General features: G+C 74.0%; 13 protein-coding genes. 6 read left to right on the forward strand and 7 right to left on the reverse strand.

Going from position 1 to position 14,357, the window contains the following annotated elements:
* Nucleotides 1-184: 184 nt before the first annotated feature.
* On the reverse strand, nucleotides 185-904 hold the full coding sequence (locus tag I6A81_RS17655) for an alpha/beta hydrolase (protein ID WP_203005251.1): 720 nt from the start codon (nucleotides 902-904) through the stop codon (nucleotides 185-187).
* Between the two features lie 196 nt (nucleotides 905-1,100).
* Between I6A81_RS17655 and I6A81_RS17660 the strand changes: the two genes are divergently transcribed.
* The 6 genes from I6A81_RS17660 to I6A81_RS17680 all read left to right on the forward strand — a co-directional run bounded on the left by I6A81_RS17660 (nucleotide 1,101) and on the right by I6A81_RS17680 (nucleotide 7,766).
* On the forward strand, nucleotides 1,101-1,706 hold the full coding sequence (locus I6A81_RS17660; protein ID WP_203005250.1) for a TetR family transcriptional regulator: 606 nt from the start codon (nucleotides 1,101-1,103) through the stop codon (nucleotides 1,704-1,706).
* Nucleotides 1,706-2,680 carry an alpha/beta hydrolase gene (locus I6A81_RS17665; RefSeq protein ID WP_203005249.1) on the forward strand — a complete coding sequence of 325 codons (975 nt, stop codon included), beginning with the start codon at nucleotides 1,706-1,708 and terminating at the stop codon, nucleotides 2,678-2,680. Before I6A81_RS17660 ends, I6A81_RS17665 begins: the two co-directional genes overlap by 1 nt.
* A 103-nt stretch (nucleotides 2,681-2,783) precedes the next feature.
* Nucleotides 2,784-3,626: an SDR family NAD(P)-dependent oxidoreductase gene (locus I6A81_RS17670; protein WP_203005248.1), complete on the forward strand. Its 843-nt coding sequence runs from the start codon at nucleotides 2,784-2,786 to the stop codon at nucleotides 3,624-3,626.
* Nucleotides 3,627-3,740: 114 nt separating this feature from the next.
* A complete protein-coding gene (locus I6A81_RS17675) occupies nucleotides 3,741-5,696 on the forward strand; it encodes a flavin-containing monooxygenase (RefSeq protein WP_203005247.1) in 1,956 nt (651 codons plus the stop codon).
* A gap of 145 nt (nucleotides 5,697-5,841) precedes the next feature.
* Nucleotides 5,842-5,976 carry a hypothetical protein gene (locus I6A81_RS44925; protein WP_285222785.1) on the forward strand — a complete coding sequence of 45 codons (135 nt, stop codon included), beginning with the start codon at nucleotides 5,842-5,844 and terminating at the stop codon, nucleotides 5,974-5,976.
* A gap of 155 nt (nucleotides 5,977-6,131) precedes the next feature.
* Nucleotides 6,132-7,766, forward strand: a complete 1,635-nt coding sequence (locus tag I6A81_RS17680; protein ID WP_203005246.1) for a GGDEF domain-containing protein — start codon at nucleotides 6,132-6,134, stop codon at nucleotides 7,764-7,766.
* 60 nt (nucleotides 7,767-7,826) lie between these two features.
* On the opposite strand, the gene I6A81_RS17685 is transcribed toward I6A81_RS17680, so the two are convergent.
* The 6 genes from I6A81_RS17685 to I6A81_RS17710 all read right to left on the reverse strand — a co-directional run bounded on the left by I6A81_RS17685 (nucleotide 7,827) and on the right by I6A81_RS17710 (nucleotide 13,794).
* Nucleotides 7,827-8,465 (reverse strand): acyl-CoA-like ligand-binding transcription factor, encoded by a 639-nt coding sequence (locus I6A81_RS17685; protein WP_203005245.1) that lies wholly within the window; start codon nucleotides 8,463-8,465, stop codon nucleotides 7,827-7,829.
* A gap of 176 nt (nucleotides 8,466-8,641) precedes the next feature.
* On the reverse strand, nucleotides 8,642-9,340 hold the full coding sequence (locus I6A81_RS17690; RefSeq protein WP_203005244.1) for a fused DSP-PTPase phosphatase/NAD kinase-like protein: 699 nt from the start codon (nucleotides 9,338-9,340) through the stop codon (nucleotides 8,642-8,644).
* 150 nt (nucleotides 9,341-9,490) lie between these two features.
* A complete protein-coding gene (locus tag I6A81_RS17695; protein ID WP_203005243.1) occupies nucleotides 9,491-10,225 on the reverse strand; it encodes a TetR/AcrR family transcriptional regulator in 735 nt (244 codons plus the stop codon).
* Between the two features lies 1 nt (nucleotide 10,226).
* Complete coding sequence (locus I6A81_RS17700; protein WP_203005242.1) at nucleotides 10,227-10,640, reverse strand: hypothetical protein; 414 nt, start codon at nucleotides 10,638-10,640, stop codon at nucleotides 10,227-10,229.
* Nucleotides 10,637-11,305: a hypothetical protein gene (locus tag I6A81_RS17705; RefSeq protein ID WP_203005241.1), complete on the reverse strand. Its 669-nt coding sequence runs from the start codon at nucleotides 11,303-11,305 to the stop codon at nucleotides 10,637-10,639. Before I6A81_RS17705 ends, I6A81_RS17700 begins: the two co-directional genes overlap by 4 nt.
* A complete protein-coding gene (locus I6A81_RS17710; RefSeq protein WP_203010235.1) occupies nucleotides 11,302-13,794 on the reverse strand; it encodes a PEP/pyruvate-binding domain-containing protein in 2,493 nt (830 codons plus the stop codon). Before I6A81_RS17710 ends, I6A81_RS17705 begins: the two co-directional genes overlap by 4 nt.
* Between the last annotated feature and the right edge of the window lie 563 nt (nucleotides 13,795-14,357).

A 14,357-nucleotide genomic window follows, 5' to 3' on the forward strand; every position in this document is an offset into this window, starting at 1 on the left:
GCCCACCGCCCGGGCCCCCCGCGCGGCGCGCGCCGGCTCCGCCCGCCCGGCGTGCCGGGAGCCACCGCGACCCGCCAGCCGTGGGCGAGCCCGAAGACGCCCGCGCCCGCCGGTCACCGACTCGGGGACCAGCGGGCGGCAGATCTCGACGTGCCGGTCAAGGAACGACCAGGCCGAGCAACGGTCAGGAGGTGGCGACCTCGGCGAGCGCGTCGGCGACCGCCTTCGGCTCGGTGATCATCAGATCATGCCCGGTGTCGATGTCCCAGAGCCTGCCCGCCGCGCGCGCCTTCGCCATCAGCTCCGGGTCTCTGGTCGCCAGGGTGGAGGTGCAGACGATGTGGTACTGCGGGATCGCCCACAGCGCGGCCTCGTTGGTGAGCGTGAGCGGCTGCTCGAAGCACCGCCAGGGGTGCGGGGTCAGCCGCTCGGCCATCCAGGCGATGTCCTCGGGGTCGGTCACCCCGTAGAAGGCGCCAGCCTCGGGGAACGGGATGAGCACCAGCTCGACCCCGTCGACCACCTTCCCCAGCGGGCGGGTGGCCTCGATGATCGGCCCGGCGACGTCCAGCAGCGACTGGCCGTTGACGGGATTGGCCGCGTCCAGGTAGACGAGACGGCCCACCCGGTCGGCGGCGCGGTCGGCGATGCCGGTGATGACCATTCCGCCGTAGCTGTGGCCGACCAGGATCACGTCCCGCAGGTTCTCGTGGTGCAGCAGCGCGACGACGTCCTGGACGTGCAGGTCGAGGTCGACGTGTGGGCCGACCAGGTGCGCCCGCTCCCCTAAGCCGGTGAGCGTCGGCGCGTACACCTCGTGCCCGGCCGCCCGCAGCAGCCGGGCCACCCGCTGGTAGCACCAGCCGCCGTGGCCGCCTCCGTGTACCAGGACGTATGTCGCCATGATCGCGTCTCCTCCGCGTCGCCGGCGCCGGGCGGAACCGGACGCAACGACCGGAACCAGGACCAGACACCCGAGTAACGTGGTTACCGAAGTAACCACGTTACTGTGGTGGTGTCAACCGAGGCCGCGTGGCCGGACGCAGGGATGCCAGGACCCGGGGACACCCGCCGGGAGGACACGAAGGGAGCTCGCGGAGGTGGCGGAGTCACGGCGGCCTACCGGCGCGATCGTCGACGTCGTTCTCACGCTGCTGGAGTCCGAGGGCTACGACGCCGTGCAGCTGCGGACGGTGGCCCGGCGGGCCCACGTCTCGCTCTCCACGATCTACAAGCTCTTCGGCACCCGCGACGAGCTCATCATCACCGCCGTCGAGCGGTGGCTGGCGAGCAACACCTGTGCCCCGGTGCCGGGGCCGCCACCCGGCGAGAGCCTCTATGACGGCCTGATGCGGGTGTTCCGGCACGTCTTCGAACCGTGGGAGCGCAACCCGCGCATGCTCGAGGCCTACCACAGGGCCCGCGCGACCCCGGGCGGCGAGCGGCTCGAACGGCAGACGATGGCCATCATCGGGCCCGCCGGGCGCGCCGTGCTCGCGGACGGCGAGCCCGGCTACGTCGAGGACGTCGCACTCGTTCTGACCAACGTCGCGTACGCCGTCGGCGCCCGGTTCGCCGCCGGCGAGCTCGACATCACCGACATCCTCCCGACACTGGAACGCGCCGCCTACCGGCTCACCGCGAACAACGAGCCCGCGGCGCGGGCCGCCGGAGCGCGTTCCACCGCGCCAGGCCAGGAGAGCTGATGCCCAGCGAGGGATCGTTACCAGCACCGCCGTTCGACCGCGAGCTCCAGCCGGTCCTGGCCACGGGCCGGCTGCTGTCGACCGTCGACGTGGACACCATGATCAGATCGCGGATCTCCCTGCCGCTCACCGAGGTCGACGCGGCGCTCGCGGCGCGGGGCCTCGTCCGCGAGGACCACCTGGTCCCCGGCCTGGACGAGGATCCGGAGGTCACCGTGAGCGTCATCCGGAAGCAGTCCGGGGCGCCGGGCGGCCCCGGTTTCTACTTCGCCCACGGGGGCGGCATGGTGACGGGCGACCGGTTCTCCGGAATGGACCGCTACCTCGACTGGATCGAGCTGTTCGACGCGGTCGTGATGACCGTGGAGTACCGGCGCGCGCCCGAGCACCCGGACCCGGCGCCGCTGCGCGACTGCTATGCCGGCCTGGTCTGGACGGCCGCGCGGGCCATGGAGCTGGGGTTCGACCCCGGCCGGCTGTTCGCCGTCGGGCTGAGCGCCGGCGGTGGTCTCGTCGCCGGCTCCGTGCTGCTGGCGCGCGACTACGGCGGCCCGAGGCTCGCCGGGCAGCTCCTGCTCTGCCCGATGCTCGACGACCGCGACAAGACACTCTCCAGCCGCCAGATCCGCGGGATCGGCGTGTGGGACGGCGCCAGCAATGCCGCCGGCTGGTCCGCCCTGCTCGGCGACCGGCGGGGCACCGACGCGGTGTCGATCTACTCCGCGCCGGCGCGCGCCACGGACCTGGCCGGCCTGCCGCCCACCTACCTCGACTGCGGGTCGGCCGAGGTCTTCCGGGACGAGGTGGTCGCCTACGCGGGCGCGATCTGGGCCGCCGGCGGCTCGGCGGACCTGCGTGTCTGGGCTGGCGGCTTCCACGGCTTCGACGGGATCGCGCCGGGGGCGGCGATCTCCGCCGAGGCGCGGGCCGGCCGGGTCGCGTTCCTCCGCCGGGTCCTGCGCGCGCTCGGGTGACGGGCCACACCCGGCCCGTACACAAGTAAGCGTTCACTTGTCCTCCCGAAAAACCCCGGTTACCGTGCCCTGCACACGACGAGTCGGGCCGGGAGCGTGACGCATGACCGCACAGGGACGCCTCGCGGGCAAGGCCGCCATCGTCACCGGAGCCGGCTCGACCCCCGGCCCCGGCATGGCGACCGGCCGCGGCTGCGCCATCCTGCTGGCCCGCGAGGGCGCGCGGGTGGTGCTCGCCGACATCGACCCCGACCGGGCCGCCGAGACCCAGAAGATCATCGAGGACGAGGGCGGCACGGCGGTCGTCTTCGGCGGCGACATGACGAAGGCCGCCGACTGCGAGGCCATGGTCGCCGCCGCCGTCGACGCCTTCGGCACGGTGGACGTCCTCGTGAACAACATCGGGGTCTCCGTGATGGGCACCGTCGTCGACACCAGCGAGGCCGACTGGGACCGGGTGCAGGCACTCAGCCTGCGCACCATGTTCCTCGCCAGCAAGAGCGCGGTGCCCGTCATGGCGGCCAAGGGCGCCGGGTCGATCGTGAACATCGGCTCGATCGCGGGAGCCCGCGGCGGCGGCTACGCCAGCTACGCGGCGGCGAAGGGTGGCGTGCACGCGCTCACCGTCGACATGGCGTACGCGCACGGCCGCGACGGCATCCGGGTGAACGCCATCGCCCCCGGCCACATCACCACTCCCCTGCTGTTCTCGGTCCTCGGGGTCACGCCGGAGGCGGACTACCGCCAGCGGCTCGCGGCGGCCTCGACCATGCTCGGCACGAACGGCGACGGCTGGGACGTCGGCTGGGCCGCCGTGTTCCTCGCCAGCGACGAGGCCCGCTGGATCACCGGGGTCGTCCTGCCGGTAGACGGCGGAGTCATGGCCGTGACACCGCTGATGATGGCCGACCAGTTGCGGGCCGAGCAGCGACCGCCATCGGCCTGAGCGCGCGGTCCGACCCGAGAACCGCGGGGCCGAGAAACGCCTAGTCCAGCCCGAGAAACGCCTAGTCCGACCCGTGAAACTGGCGCCCACGGCGCGGGTGGAGGAACCGAGAACATGACCAGCGAGGACCAGCGGACCAGACCGGAGCTTCTCGCCGCCAGCGACGAGCAGATCGACGACGCCGTCGAACACGCCGATCCCCTGGCGTTACGCGGGCTTCTGTACCAGCTCACCGGCGACGAGAGCGTCGCCGCGACGAAGATCGGCCCGGTGCGCGGCTATGTCGGCGGAAAGCTCTCGTTCGGGCTGACCGATCCGGCCGACATCGCGCTGCTGCGGGCGAAGGCCGCCCGTTTCCTGAAGGACTACCGTGACGCCGGCGCGGGCCCGGTCGCCCCCGGCCCCCGCGAGCGGCTGCCCCGCAGTCTCGCGCTCGCCGGCGGCGTGGACGAGCTGCCGGCCGAGGACGCCGAGCTGTGGGTCGAGGAGCTCTCCCTCGACCCGTGGGCCCGTGGGCTGACCTGGGACCAGCCGGCCCCGGACCGGCGCCGCCTGCAAGATTTCTCCGTCGTCATCGTCGGCGCGGGTATGGGCGGCCTGAACGTCGCGGCCCACCTCAAGCACGCCGGGATCAGTTTCACCCTGCTCGAGAAGAACTCGGGCGTCGGTGGAACGTGGTTCGAGAATCACTATCCGGGCGCCCGCGTCGACTCCCCCAGCCGGGCCTACACGCACATCCTCGGCGTCGAGTTCGAGACCCCGTCGCCGTGGTGCTCACGGGACGAGAACCAGCGCTACTTCAACTGGTTCGCCGACCGGTTCGGGGTGCGCGAGCACATCGTGTTCGACACCGAGGTCTCCACGATGACCTGGCGCGAGGACACCGCGACCTGGGAGGTCGTGGCCAAGGGGCCGGACGGCGAGCGGGTGCTGCGAGCCGACGCGGTCGTCAGCGCGGTCGGGCTGCTGTCGCGGCCGAGCCTGCCCCGCATCGACGGCATGGAGACGTTCGAGGGCCCGTCGTTCCACACCGCGCGCTGGCCGGACGAGCTCGACCCGGCGGGCAGGCGGTTCGCGGTGATCGGCACCGGCTGCTCGGGCGTGCAGATGGTCCCCGAGCTGGCCAGGCTCGCCGGGCACGTCACCGTGTTTCAGCGCACCCCGCAATGGCTCTTCGAGCACAACGGGTACCGCTCGCCGTTCCCGGACCAGGTGGGCTGGCTGGACCGGAACCTGCCGTTCCACCCGCATTTCATGCGTTTCCGGACCACCTGGCTGCTGGGCCCGTACCTATCCGGGCCGCTGCGCGAGATCGACCCGGACTTCGAGGACCCGTACGCCCGCAGCGCGGTCAACAAGCAGATCCGCGACGAGCGGGTCGCGTTCATCCGGCAGAAGCTCGCGAGCCGGCCGGACCTGGTCGACAAGATGATCCCGCCGCACCCGCCGTTCTCGGCCCGCCCGATCCAGGTCGACGCCGCCTACAACATGTACGACGCGATCCTGCGGGACGACGTCAGCCTCGTCACCGACCCGATCGAGCGAATCACGCCGACCGGCGTGCGCACCGTCGACGGGACCGACCACGACGTCGACGCGATCGTCTACGCGACCGGGTTCCGGGCGAACGAATGCCTCTGGCCGATGGACGTGGTCGGCCGCGACGGGCAGTCGGTGCACACCCTGTGGCAGAAGGACGGCCCCCGGGCATACCTCGGCGCCATGCTGCCCGGCTTCCCGAACCTCTTCCTCATCTACGGGCCGAACATGAACCCGTACGGCGGGCTCGGCGTCATCAACCACCAGGAGATGGTGACGCGCTACCTCCTGGACCTCGTCAAGGAGCTGATCCTCACCGGGAAACGCTCCGTCGAGGTCACCGAGGAGGCCTACTGGCGGTACAACGACCAGCTCGACGCGCGCGAGAAGTTCAAGATCTACATGGATCCGCGGGCGAACAGCTACTACCGCAACGGGCACGGCCGCTCGGTCACGAACTGCCCCTTCCCCGGGAACGAGATGTGGCACCGGCTGCGCAGGCCGAACCACGACGACCTGGTCGTCAGATAGGAGCGTCCCGCCACCCGCCTCCGCGCGCCCTTTGCCACCGTCGTGCGGGTCCGACGGCTTTTGCCACGCGGACCCCGGCGAGGCGGACATGGGCGAAACGCGCCGTTCCCTACACTCGACCGGCGGCGGCCGCGACGGTAGGCGCGTGCGGGCCGCGACGGGGGACGAGATGGCCGAGCCTTTTGTCGTCGAAGGTCCGATCGCCGAGCGGTGGCACGCCTGGGGCGGGGCCGAGGGCGCGTTCGGCGCGCCGACGGGGCCCGCGCAAGCGGACCGGTGAGCCGGACCGGGCCGGGCCATGGAGGGCCGGGCCAGTAGCCGGCGGCCTTGCCTGGTTTGTCACGCCGTCGCCTGGCCACGCAGCGCGGTCATCGGACGTGCGCGGTGCCCGTGCGGCAGCCATCGTGGAGTGAACGGCGTGAGGGAGGCCGGATCTTGCCAGATGGCGGCGTCGAGACGCGACCGGCGGGCCGTGCCGGCGCCATGGCGGCGCGGCCCGTCACCGACCGGACGTTTCGGGCCATGCTCACGCTGGTGCTGGCGTTGCTCGCGCTGTCGACGGCCAGCCAGCTGGCCCTGTCCGGTCAGCCGCGGCTGGTCGCCCAGGCGGCGACCATGTTCGCCACCGGAGCGCTGGCGACCGTGTTCGCGGTCGTCGGCATCGCGCGGACCCGCGGCGTCGAGCGGCGCTGGCGGCTGCTGGTCGCCGCCGGCCCGCTGTCCACCCTGCCCGGCGCGGTCGAGTGGACCCGCCAGTACTTCTCCGGCAACCCGGAGCTGCTGCGGCTGACTCCGCCCGAGAGCGTGTTCCTCGTCGCTCCGGTGCTCGCGATCGCCGGTCTGATCTGCATGCCGGCCGGCACCGACGAGCGGCAGAAACGGGCGCCTCCGCGGCCGGACGGCGGGGTATGGCCCCGCTACTCCCACACGGTCATCGCCCTGGACGGGCTGATGATCGTCCTGTCCATCTTCCTGATCGCCTGGTTCGCGCTGCTGCGGCACGTCGTGGGCAGCGGGATCAGCGGGACGTCGTTCGTCATCGCCCTCGCCTTCGCGATGACCTCGGCGCTGCTCGTCGTGGTCCTCGCGCTGGTGGCGACCTTCCGCCGGCCCAGCAACGGCCGCGCGCTCGCCCTGCTCGGCGTCGGCCTGGTCGCGCTCGCCGCCTCCGAGACGGTGCTGGTCCGGCTCAGCCTGCCCGGCGCGGACGTGCAGGGCACCGTGCCGCTCTGGATCGGCGCCGCCGCCGGCCCCGTCCTGGTAGCCCTCGCCATGATCGCCCCGGCACGGGACACGCGGCACCAGCGACCGCCCGAGCGCGACCGGGTGACGATCGGCCGGTTTCGCTGGCAGGGGGACGAGGTCCGCCGATGGCTCCACGCCTACCTGCCTTACCTGCCTCTCGCCGTCGCGGCCGTCCTCGTCCTCGCGACCGCCGTCCGCGACGGCGCGCTACGCGGCCTCACCCTCTACGTGGCGCTCTGTCTCACCGCGCTCGCCACCCTCCGCCAGCTCATCGTCGTCGCGGAGAACCGGCGGCTCGTCAGCGATCTGCGGGTAGTGCATCAGCAGCTTCGACACCAGGCGTACCACGACGGGCTGACCGGCCTGGCCAACCGCGCCTTGTTCATCCTCGAGCTCGAACTCGCGGTCACCGCGCACAGCGAACGTGGTCAGCCGGTAGTCGTGCTCTTCTGCGACATCGACCATTTCAAGACCGTCAATGACACCCACGGTCATGCCGCGGGCGACCAGTTCCTGCGCACCGTCGCCGACCGCCTTCGGACCGCCGTGCGCGAGGATGACCTCGCAGCCCGCCTCGGCGGCGACGAGTTCGCCGTTCTCCTCACCCGCAGCGACGCAGACCCGCACACCGCCGGCAGGCAGTGCGCCAGGCGCATCACCGCGGCCATGGACCGGCCTGTCACCCTCGCCGGGCATCTCCAGCGGATACAGATCAGCATCGGCGTGGCACTCGCCGACAGCCACCAATCACTTGTCAGCGCCGAACAGATCCTCCACCAGGCCGACACCGCGATGTACCACGTCAAACAGCTGCAAAAAGGGTGAACGGCCCGAGTGACCGCCGCGGCGGCGGGCGACCCGCGCGCTCGACGCGCGTCCCGGTCGTCAGACGCGCTGGGGGGCGTGCTCGGCCAGGTCCGCCGGCACCGGGGGCTCGGCCAGCGCGCACAGGCCCGCGCCGAGCAGGTCGAACGCGACCTCGGTGAGGTGGCGCAGGTCGGCGTCGCCGTCGCTGGCGCCCCAGAACTCGGCCACCGAGGCCAGCGCGGCGACCACGAGATCGGCGATGAGGCGCGGGCGGATGTCGCGGGCCTGGTCCATCCCCAGCCGGTCGGCGATCTGGGCGGCCAGTTCCTGCCGGACGCGATACTGCTCCTCGAGCTGGCGTCCGCGCAGCGACGGATTGGTGCACAGCATCCGCAGGACCTTGGCTGCCTGGTCGGCGTTCTGTTCGTGGGCGTCGACGGGCGCGTGCGCGGCGACCCGCAACGACGTCATCAGTGGCTCGGTGCGCGGCCTGTCCGCGAAGGTCTGCATGATGTCGAGCGTCACCGCGCGCAGGATCTCGACCGCCACGTCCCCCTTCGTCGGGAAGTAGCGGAAGAACGTGCGCGGTGACACCTCCACCGCCGCGGCGATGTCCTCGACGGTGGTCGCCTCGTACCCCCGCTCGGTGAACAGGTGGCAGGCGGTGGCTGCGAGCTGGTCGCGCGTCCGTTCCTTCTTGCGCTGGCGCAGTCCCACCGAGGGCTCCTCCGATCGGGCCCGCCGCCCACCGCCCGTGGGGGCGGGGTGCGTCGCGACGGGCGACGTGAACAGGCCGATTATCGGCATCCGGCCTTGTCGGGGCACGGACTCCACCATCTGGTGGCCCAGTGGTCACCGGGGCGCCGCCTGGCGGCCGCGCGGGCGGGTCCTTGTCAGCGCAACCGGTTCCACAGTAGCCGCGGGCTGTCCAGGACCCGGCTCGTCGCGGTGACCACGAGGCCCGGCCCGTCGATGTCACCGCGCTCCAGCCGGGCGATGAAGACGATCTGCTCCAGGGACGGCGGCCCGACGGCGAGGCTCTGGCGCAGCGCGTCGTCGCTGTCGAGCCGGCCGGTGCTCACCTGGTAGGCAGCGACCATGCTGCCGGTCCGGCCGACACCCGCCCCGCAGTGCACGAGGACCGGGCCCCGCGCCTCGCTCACGACCGACAGGAACTGCTCGACCTGACCGGCCGAGGGAGTGTGGCCATCCTTGATCGGAATGCGGACCAGCCGCACCCCGAGCTCCGGGAGGACGTCCTGCGTGCCCGGATTGCGGCGCAGCCCGGCGTCGTCCAGGTCACGCAGGTCGACGACGGTCCGCACACCCGCCGCGGCGAACGCCCGGTAGCCGTCGGCGGACGGCGCGGCCGACCGCCACAGGTGCTCGTCGACGCGTTCCACGTTGCCGGTCCCGGCGAACGCCGCCAGCGGCGGGGCGTGCCGGGCGGCGAGCCAGTGGCTGACGCCGAGGATCGCGCCGTTGCCGAGCGCCCAGAACAGGACGAGGCCGACGGCGAGGCGCAGCGCCCATCGTCCGGCGCGGGCCGGGCGGGACGGGACGACCAGTTCGAGCGCGACATACGAGACCACCGCAGTCGACTCTAGGCGGCCGGTCCACGCCGCGTGACACCCGGTCCCCCTTTCGGGCCGCCGTCCGGGCACGGGACGCCGCCCGGAACAGACCGTCGGCGCGGCGCGAGTCGCCGTCGCCCCGCGGCGCCTCGCGGCTCCCGCCGCCCGCTACCCGGTCGCCGGCCAGCCGCCGCCCGCGAGGACTCCAGGCGCCTCCCGCGCCTGACAGGCACGACCGGCACCGGCGGCCGCCACGACCGCGCAGGCCGTCGCGCCGGATTCCAGCAGGTCGAAGCCGTAGTCGACCATCGCGCGCAGGTCGGCCTCGCCTCCGATCGCCGCCCACCGGTCCACCGCGGCGGACAGGATCTCCACCGTCAGCGCGGCGATCATCGGCGCCCGGCCGTCGGTCGGCTCCGCGTCGAGCCTGCGCGCGATCAGGACCGCGAGATCCGCCTGGCAGCGGCGCTTCTCGTCGGCGAACCGCGCGCGCAGCGTCGGCGCGGCGTCGAGCACCCGCGCCAGCCGCACCGCCTTCGCCCGCTCCCGGCCGATCGCGTCGACCAGGGTGTGCGCCGCGGACCGCAGCGAGCTCATCAGCGGCTCGTCTCCCGCGCGCGCGGCGAACACCTCGGCCAGCAGGGCGAGCTTCCCGTCCGCCCGGAGCGTCTCGGCGATCGCGTCGTCCTTCGTGGGGAAGTAGCGGAACAGGGTCCGCGGCGAGACGTCGACCGCCGCCGCGATGTCGTCGACCGTCGTCGCCTCGTACCCACGCTCGATCACCAGGTCGCGCGCGGCGGCGGCGAGCTGGTCCCGGGTCCGCTCCTTCTTGCGGTCCCGCAGCCCGGCACCGTCCCCGCCCCGGCGGCATTCCGCGGCCGGCAGGTCCTTGCGGTGGATCACGTCACCCGCTCGCCCGGACCGCGGCGGGGACCATCGAGATCGACGTGACCGAGCCGAGGAGGTGGTCGATCCGGTGATCCTCCAGGCAGCCGCGCAGCCGCCGCTGCCCGTGCTCGCCGATCGCGGGCGTCACCGTCACGGAGAACCGCCCGTCGCCGAGCCAGGTGAGCTGCCCGGGTGCCCGCGCGGAGGCGCCGATCGTCGTTCGGGCGCAGCCGGTCCACAGGGCGGCGGCGTCCAGGCTGTCGGGGGCGCGCTGGTTGGACCGCAGGGAAACGGTGACCACGCTCGCCGTGCCCGGCGGCACCGCGTCTGACCGGCTCTCGGTGGCCTCACGCAGGGCGCCGAGGGCGACCACCGCCCCCACGGCCACGGCGAGGACCACGACGAGGGCGCCGGTCCGGCGGGCGCTCATGATCCCGCCCCTCCCGCCGGCGCGCCGCCGGTCGGCGCCGGCTGCCCCGAGGCGACGGTCACCGCGGCCGTGGCGGTCCATGACCAGGCTCCCGGCCGGTAGGCCCAGCCCGGGTCGACGCGGGGCGGCACCAGCCGGGCTGGCAGCCGCAGCGACGCGAGCTCGGCCGCCATCGAGCTGACCGCCCGCGGCTTGGCGACGGCCGCCGCGACCCGCTCGACCACCCACGCCAGCGCCGACAACAGCAGGCCCGCGCCCAGCAGGAGCGGGATGAACACGTTCGTGCGGCCGCTCGCGGGGTCGAGCCAGGAGAACGGGTTCGACAGCGCGGGCCGGCCCGCGGCGAGGACGGCCCGCAGCCGCCGCTGCTCGGACGACACCGCGGCCCCGGTCCACCCAGCCGTGGGAACGGAGCCGGCCAGGAGACCGTCGGTGGCGGGGTGGGCCGGGGCGGCCGGCGCGGCCCACGGCGCCGGCCTGGAGCTGGCGGCGCCGAGCCGGTTAGTGATCCACAGAGCGGCCAGCGCCACCTCGGCGGCGAGGAACACCAGGGCGGAGAAGACGGCGCGCTGCCACTCCCAGCGCACCAGGTAGGTGATGACGTAGCCGCCGCTGCCGAGCAGGGTCGCCAGGAGCGCCAGCACGGTGAGCCGACGAATGATCATGGCGTGCTCCTTTCGGACGTGGACCCGTCCTGGCTGCGAGGGCCGGCGACGGGGCGTTCCCTGACGGCCTCGGGAAGCCCCGCGCCGAGGCTGCGCGGGCTGTCCGGGACGATGTCGACGCGCCCCGAGTTCCCGTCCACGACGACGTGGGCGCCGGCCGGAAGCGCCTGGCGGGCGTCCGCGACGCCCACGACGGTGGGGACACCGAGCTCGCGGGCGAGGATCGCCAGGTGCGACAGCGGGCTGCCCGTGGTGCTGACCAGCCCGGCGAGGCCCGGTAGCGACGCCGCCAGCTGGGGACTGAGGGTGTCGACGACCAGGACCGCGCCGGTGCCAGGGTTCTCGCCGTGATGGACGGTGCCGGCCCCGATGCCGCCGCCGGCGGGGACCCCGGTCACGCTGCCCGGGTCGGCCGACTCCCGGCGCGACCCGCCGAGCCGCGCCGGGACGACCTCGCCGTCGGCGGACAGCTGGAACGCCGCTGGCAGGGGGACGTCGGCACCCGGCGAGGCCGGCCGGCCGGCGAGGCGCTGCCCGGCAGGCGTCCAGGTGCCGGTGACCGCCCCGGCGAGCTCGTCGAGGCGCAGCCCGGTGACGGCGGCCGGATCGTCGAGCAGGCCGCGCGCGGTCAGCCGCCGGCCCAGCTCCATCGCGATGCGCGCCGTCAGCTCGTGCAGCCAACGGGCCCGCAGCCGCAGGGCCTCGCGCAGCACCCGCGGGTCGGCGGCGCCCGGGTGCGGGTCGTCGGCCGCCGGCCCCGCGAAGGGCGCCGCGCCCAGGGGCGGCGGGGCCTCGGCGGTCAGGCGGTTCCCGCCGGCCCGGCCGTCGGGCCCCTCCTCGGCCCGCGCGGCCCGGGGCACCGGCGACGCCGGCGTCATCACGGGCAGCGTGGCGCTCGGCGGGATGGACGGGGACGAGAGCGTCAGCAGGACGGGGCGGTCGGCGATGAGGCGGTCGGTGGCAGCGGGACGATCAACGGCGGCGGGACGATCAACGGCGAGGCGGTCGGCCCGGGTCGCGTCGCCGGCCTGTTCGGCGAGCAGGATCCGCAACGCCGCGCTGGCGGCGCCGTGGAACGAGTCGTCGCCAGACGTCCTGGCCACGCCGGGCAGCGCGCGGGCCGTGCCCGCCGACCGGCGGCCGCCCGCGCCCGATGAGGCTGGCGAGTCAAGGGCGCCGAGGATGCCGACGAGGATCTCGTAGCCGTGCGCGGTGGCCAGGGCGTCCGCGCCGCGGCGCAGCGCGACGAGCAGCTGCCGGTCGTCGAGGCCGGCCAGCGGCGGCACGTCGGCGAGCAGGTCGTCGAGGTCGGCGATGGTACGAGCGGCGAGCGCCGGCAGCCCGACCCGCAGCCGGCCGACGCGCCAGGCGGCCGTGAGGCGGCGCAGGCCCGGACGCGGGTCGAGCACGTACCAGACGCGATGGTGGCGGCGGGCCGCGCCGAGCAGCTCGAGGTCGGCGACCGCCCGGTCGGCGACGACCCGCACCGGCGGCGTGCGGGCCAGCTGGCGGCGCGACGCGCCGCCGACGACCCGCAGCGCCGTGGCGACGCCTTCCGTCAGCGGGGGGATCCAGAGATCTTGTTCCAGGGGTGTCAGGGGCTCGGGAAAGGTCTCCGCGACCGGCCCGGGCCCGAGGATGTGGGCACCTCGGGCCGGGCGGGGCTGGCGCCGGGCGGTGGCGGTGACCGGACGGCTCTGCAGCAGCCGCAGCGTCCCGGAGCGGTCCTGTGCCCACTCCATGTCCTGCGGCCCGCCGAACAGGCGGTCGGTGGAGCTGGCCAGCTCGGCGAGGGACCGCAGCAGGTCGGGCGGGAGCCAGTCGGGGCGCGGGGCGAGCGGCCGGCCCCGGCGGCTGAGCGGGACGGTGACGCCGTCGAGGTCACCGGAGACCAGGCCCGCCGGGGTGTCGGGGACCGCGGCGAGGATCAGCGCGTCCGGGTGGGTGCCGACCGGGTCGACACCGAACAGCACGCCACCGGCGCGGGCCTCGAGCTGGGGCTGGACGAGCACGGCCATGGGCGCGCCGTCGGCGGAGGCGACCACGTCCGCGAGCGCGGCGGGCACGTCGTCCGGGGCCACGTCCAGCACCGACCGGAACCGCCCGGCCTGGGAGGACACCGAGCCGTCCTCGACGGGGGAAGAGGAGCGGACGACGAGCGACGAGCCGGGACGCAGCCGGCCGGTGAGCCGGCCGACGGCCGTGGCCAGCGCCGCGAGACCGGCCGCGTGCCCGGGATGGCCCGGGTCGGCCACGGCGGCGGCCGTGGCCGTGGTGACCACGAAGCCAGGCAGGACGGGCAGGCCGGCGGCTCGGGCGCGTGCCAGCGCCGCCGCCTTGCCGCCCACGTCGTCGACGGCCCACCCGCCGCCGGCGACCACGCCGGCGGCCGCGCCGGCATCGCCGCCGGCGTCGTCGAGGTCACGGATGTCAGCCGTTCCGACCGGCGGATCGGGCTGCTCGGGAATGCCGTGCGTCGCGTTGGCCACCTGGATCTCCTCAGCAGCGGGACGCCCCGTCGGCTGGAGCGCGGCGCGGCGCGAAGCGATCTGTCATTCGACTGACATAAGTCTCAGCAACGACAAAAGTCCGTGTCAAGACATTTGACGCCGAGATGTCGCGGGTGTGGCCGACGGCACGTCCCGTCCCAGGCGTCAAGATCCGAAACGCTCCCCACCCGGACGCCCCGAGCCGGACCGCCCTGCCGGGCACCGGGCCCGAGAGCACAGGACAGAACGGTTTTGCCACCTGGGTGCCGCCACGCGCCGTCACGATCGACAAGACAGGACCCGCCGGGTCGGTTCCGACCGGAGGCGAAGTGTCAGCTCGAACGCGCGCTATGACTCGTCTTCTGGGCGAACAGGTGCGGGCGTGCCGGCAGTCATGGGGCGCGGAGGGCGGCGGTGCGGGCCGGACCGCGGACTTGTCCGCCGATCCGCGGTCCATGACTCGCGTTTTGCCGGACAAGTTCCGAGCGTGCCGGTAGGCCTGGGGGCGCGGGGCAGGTTGCGGGCTTGTTCGCCGATCCGCGAGTCATGGACCGCGCTACCGC

Origin of the sequence: Frankia nepalensis, from assembly GCF_016786325.1 — a bacterium.
Classification (GTDB): Bacteria; Actinomycetota; Actinomycetes; order Frankiales; family Frankiaceae; genus Pseudofrankia; species Pseudofrankia nepalensis.

Coding starts and splice junctions, on each gene's coding strand:
- I6A81_RS17655 (WP_203005251.1), bottom strand. CDS start 904: ATGGCGACATACGTCCTGGTACACGGAGGCGGCCACGGCGGCTGGTGC.
- I6A81_RS17665 (WP_203005249.1), top strand. CDS start 1,706: ATGCCCAGCGAGGGATCGTTACCAGCACCGCCGTTCGACCGCGAGCTC.
- I6A81_RS17670 (WP_203005248.1), top strand. CDS start 2,784: ATGACCGCACAGGGACGCCTCGCGGGCAAGGCCGCCATCGTCACCGGA.
- I6A81_RS17675 (WP_203005247.1), top strand. CDS start 3,741: ATGACCAGCGAGGACCAGCGGACCAGACCGGAGCTTCTCGCCGCCAGC.
- I6A81_RS17700 (WP_203005242.1), bottom strand. CDS start 10,640: ATGAGCGCCCGCCGGACCGGCGCCCTCGTCGTGGTCCTCGCCGTGGCC.
- I6A81_RS17705 (WP_203005241.1), bottom strand. CDS start 11,305: ATGATCATTCGTCGGCTCACCGTGCTGGCGCTCCTGGCGACCCTGCTC.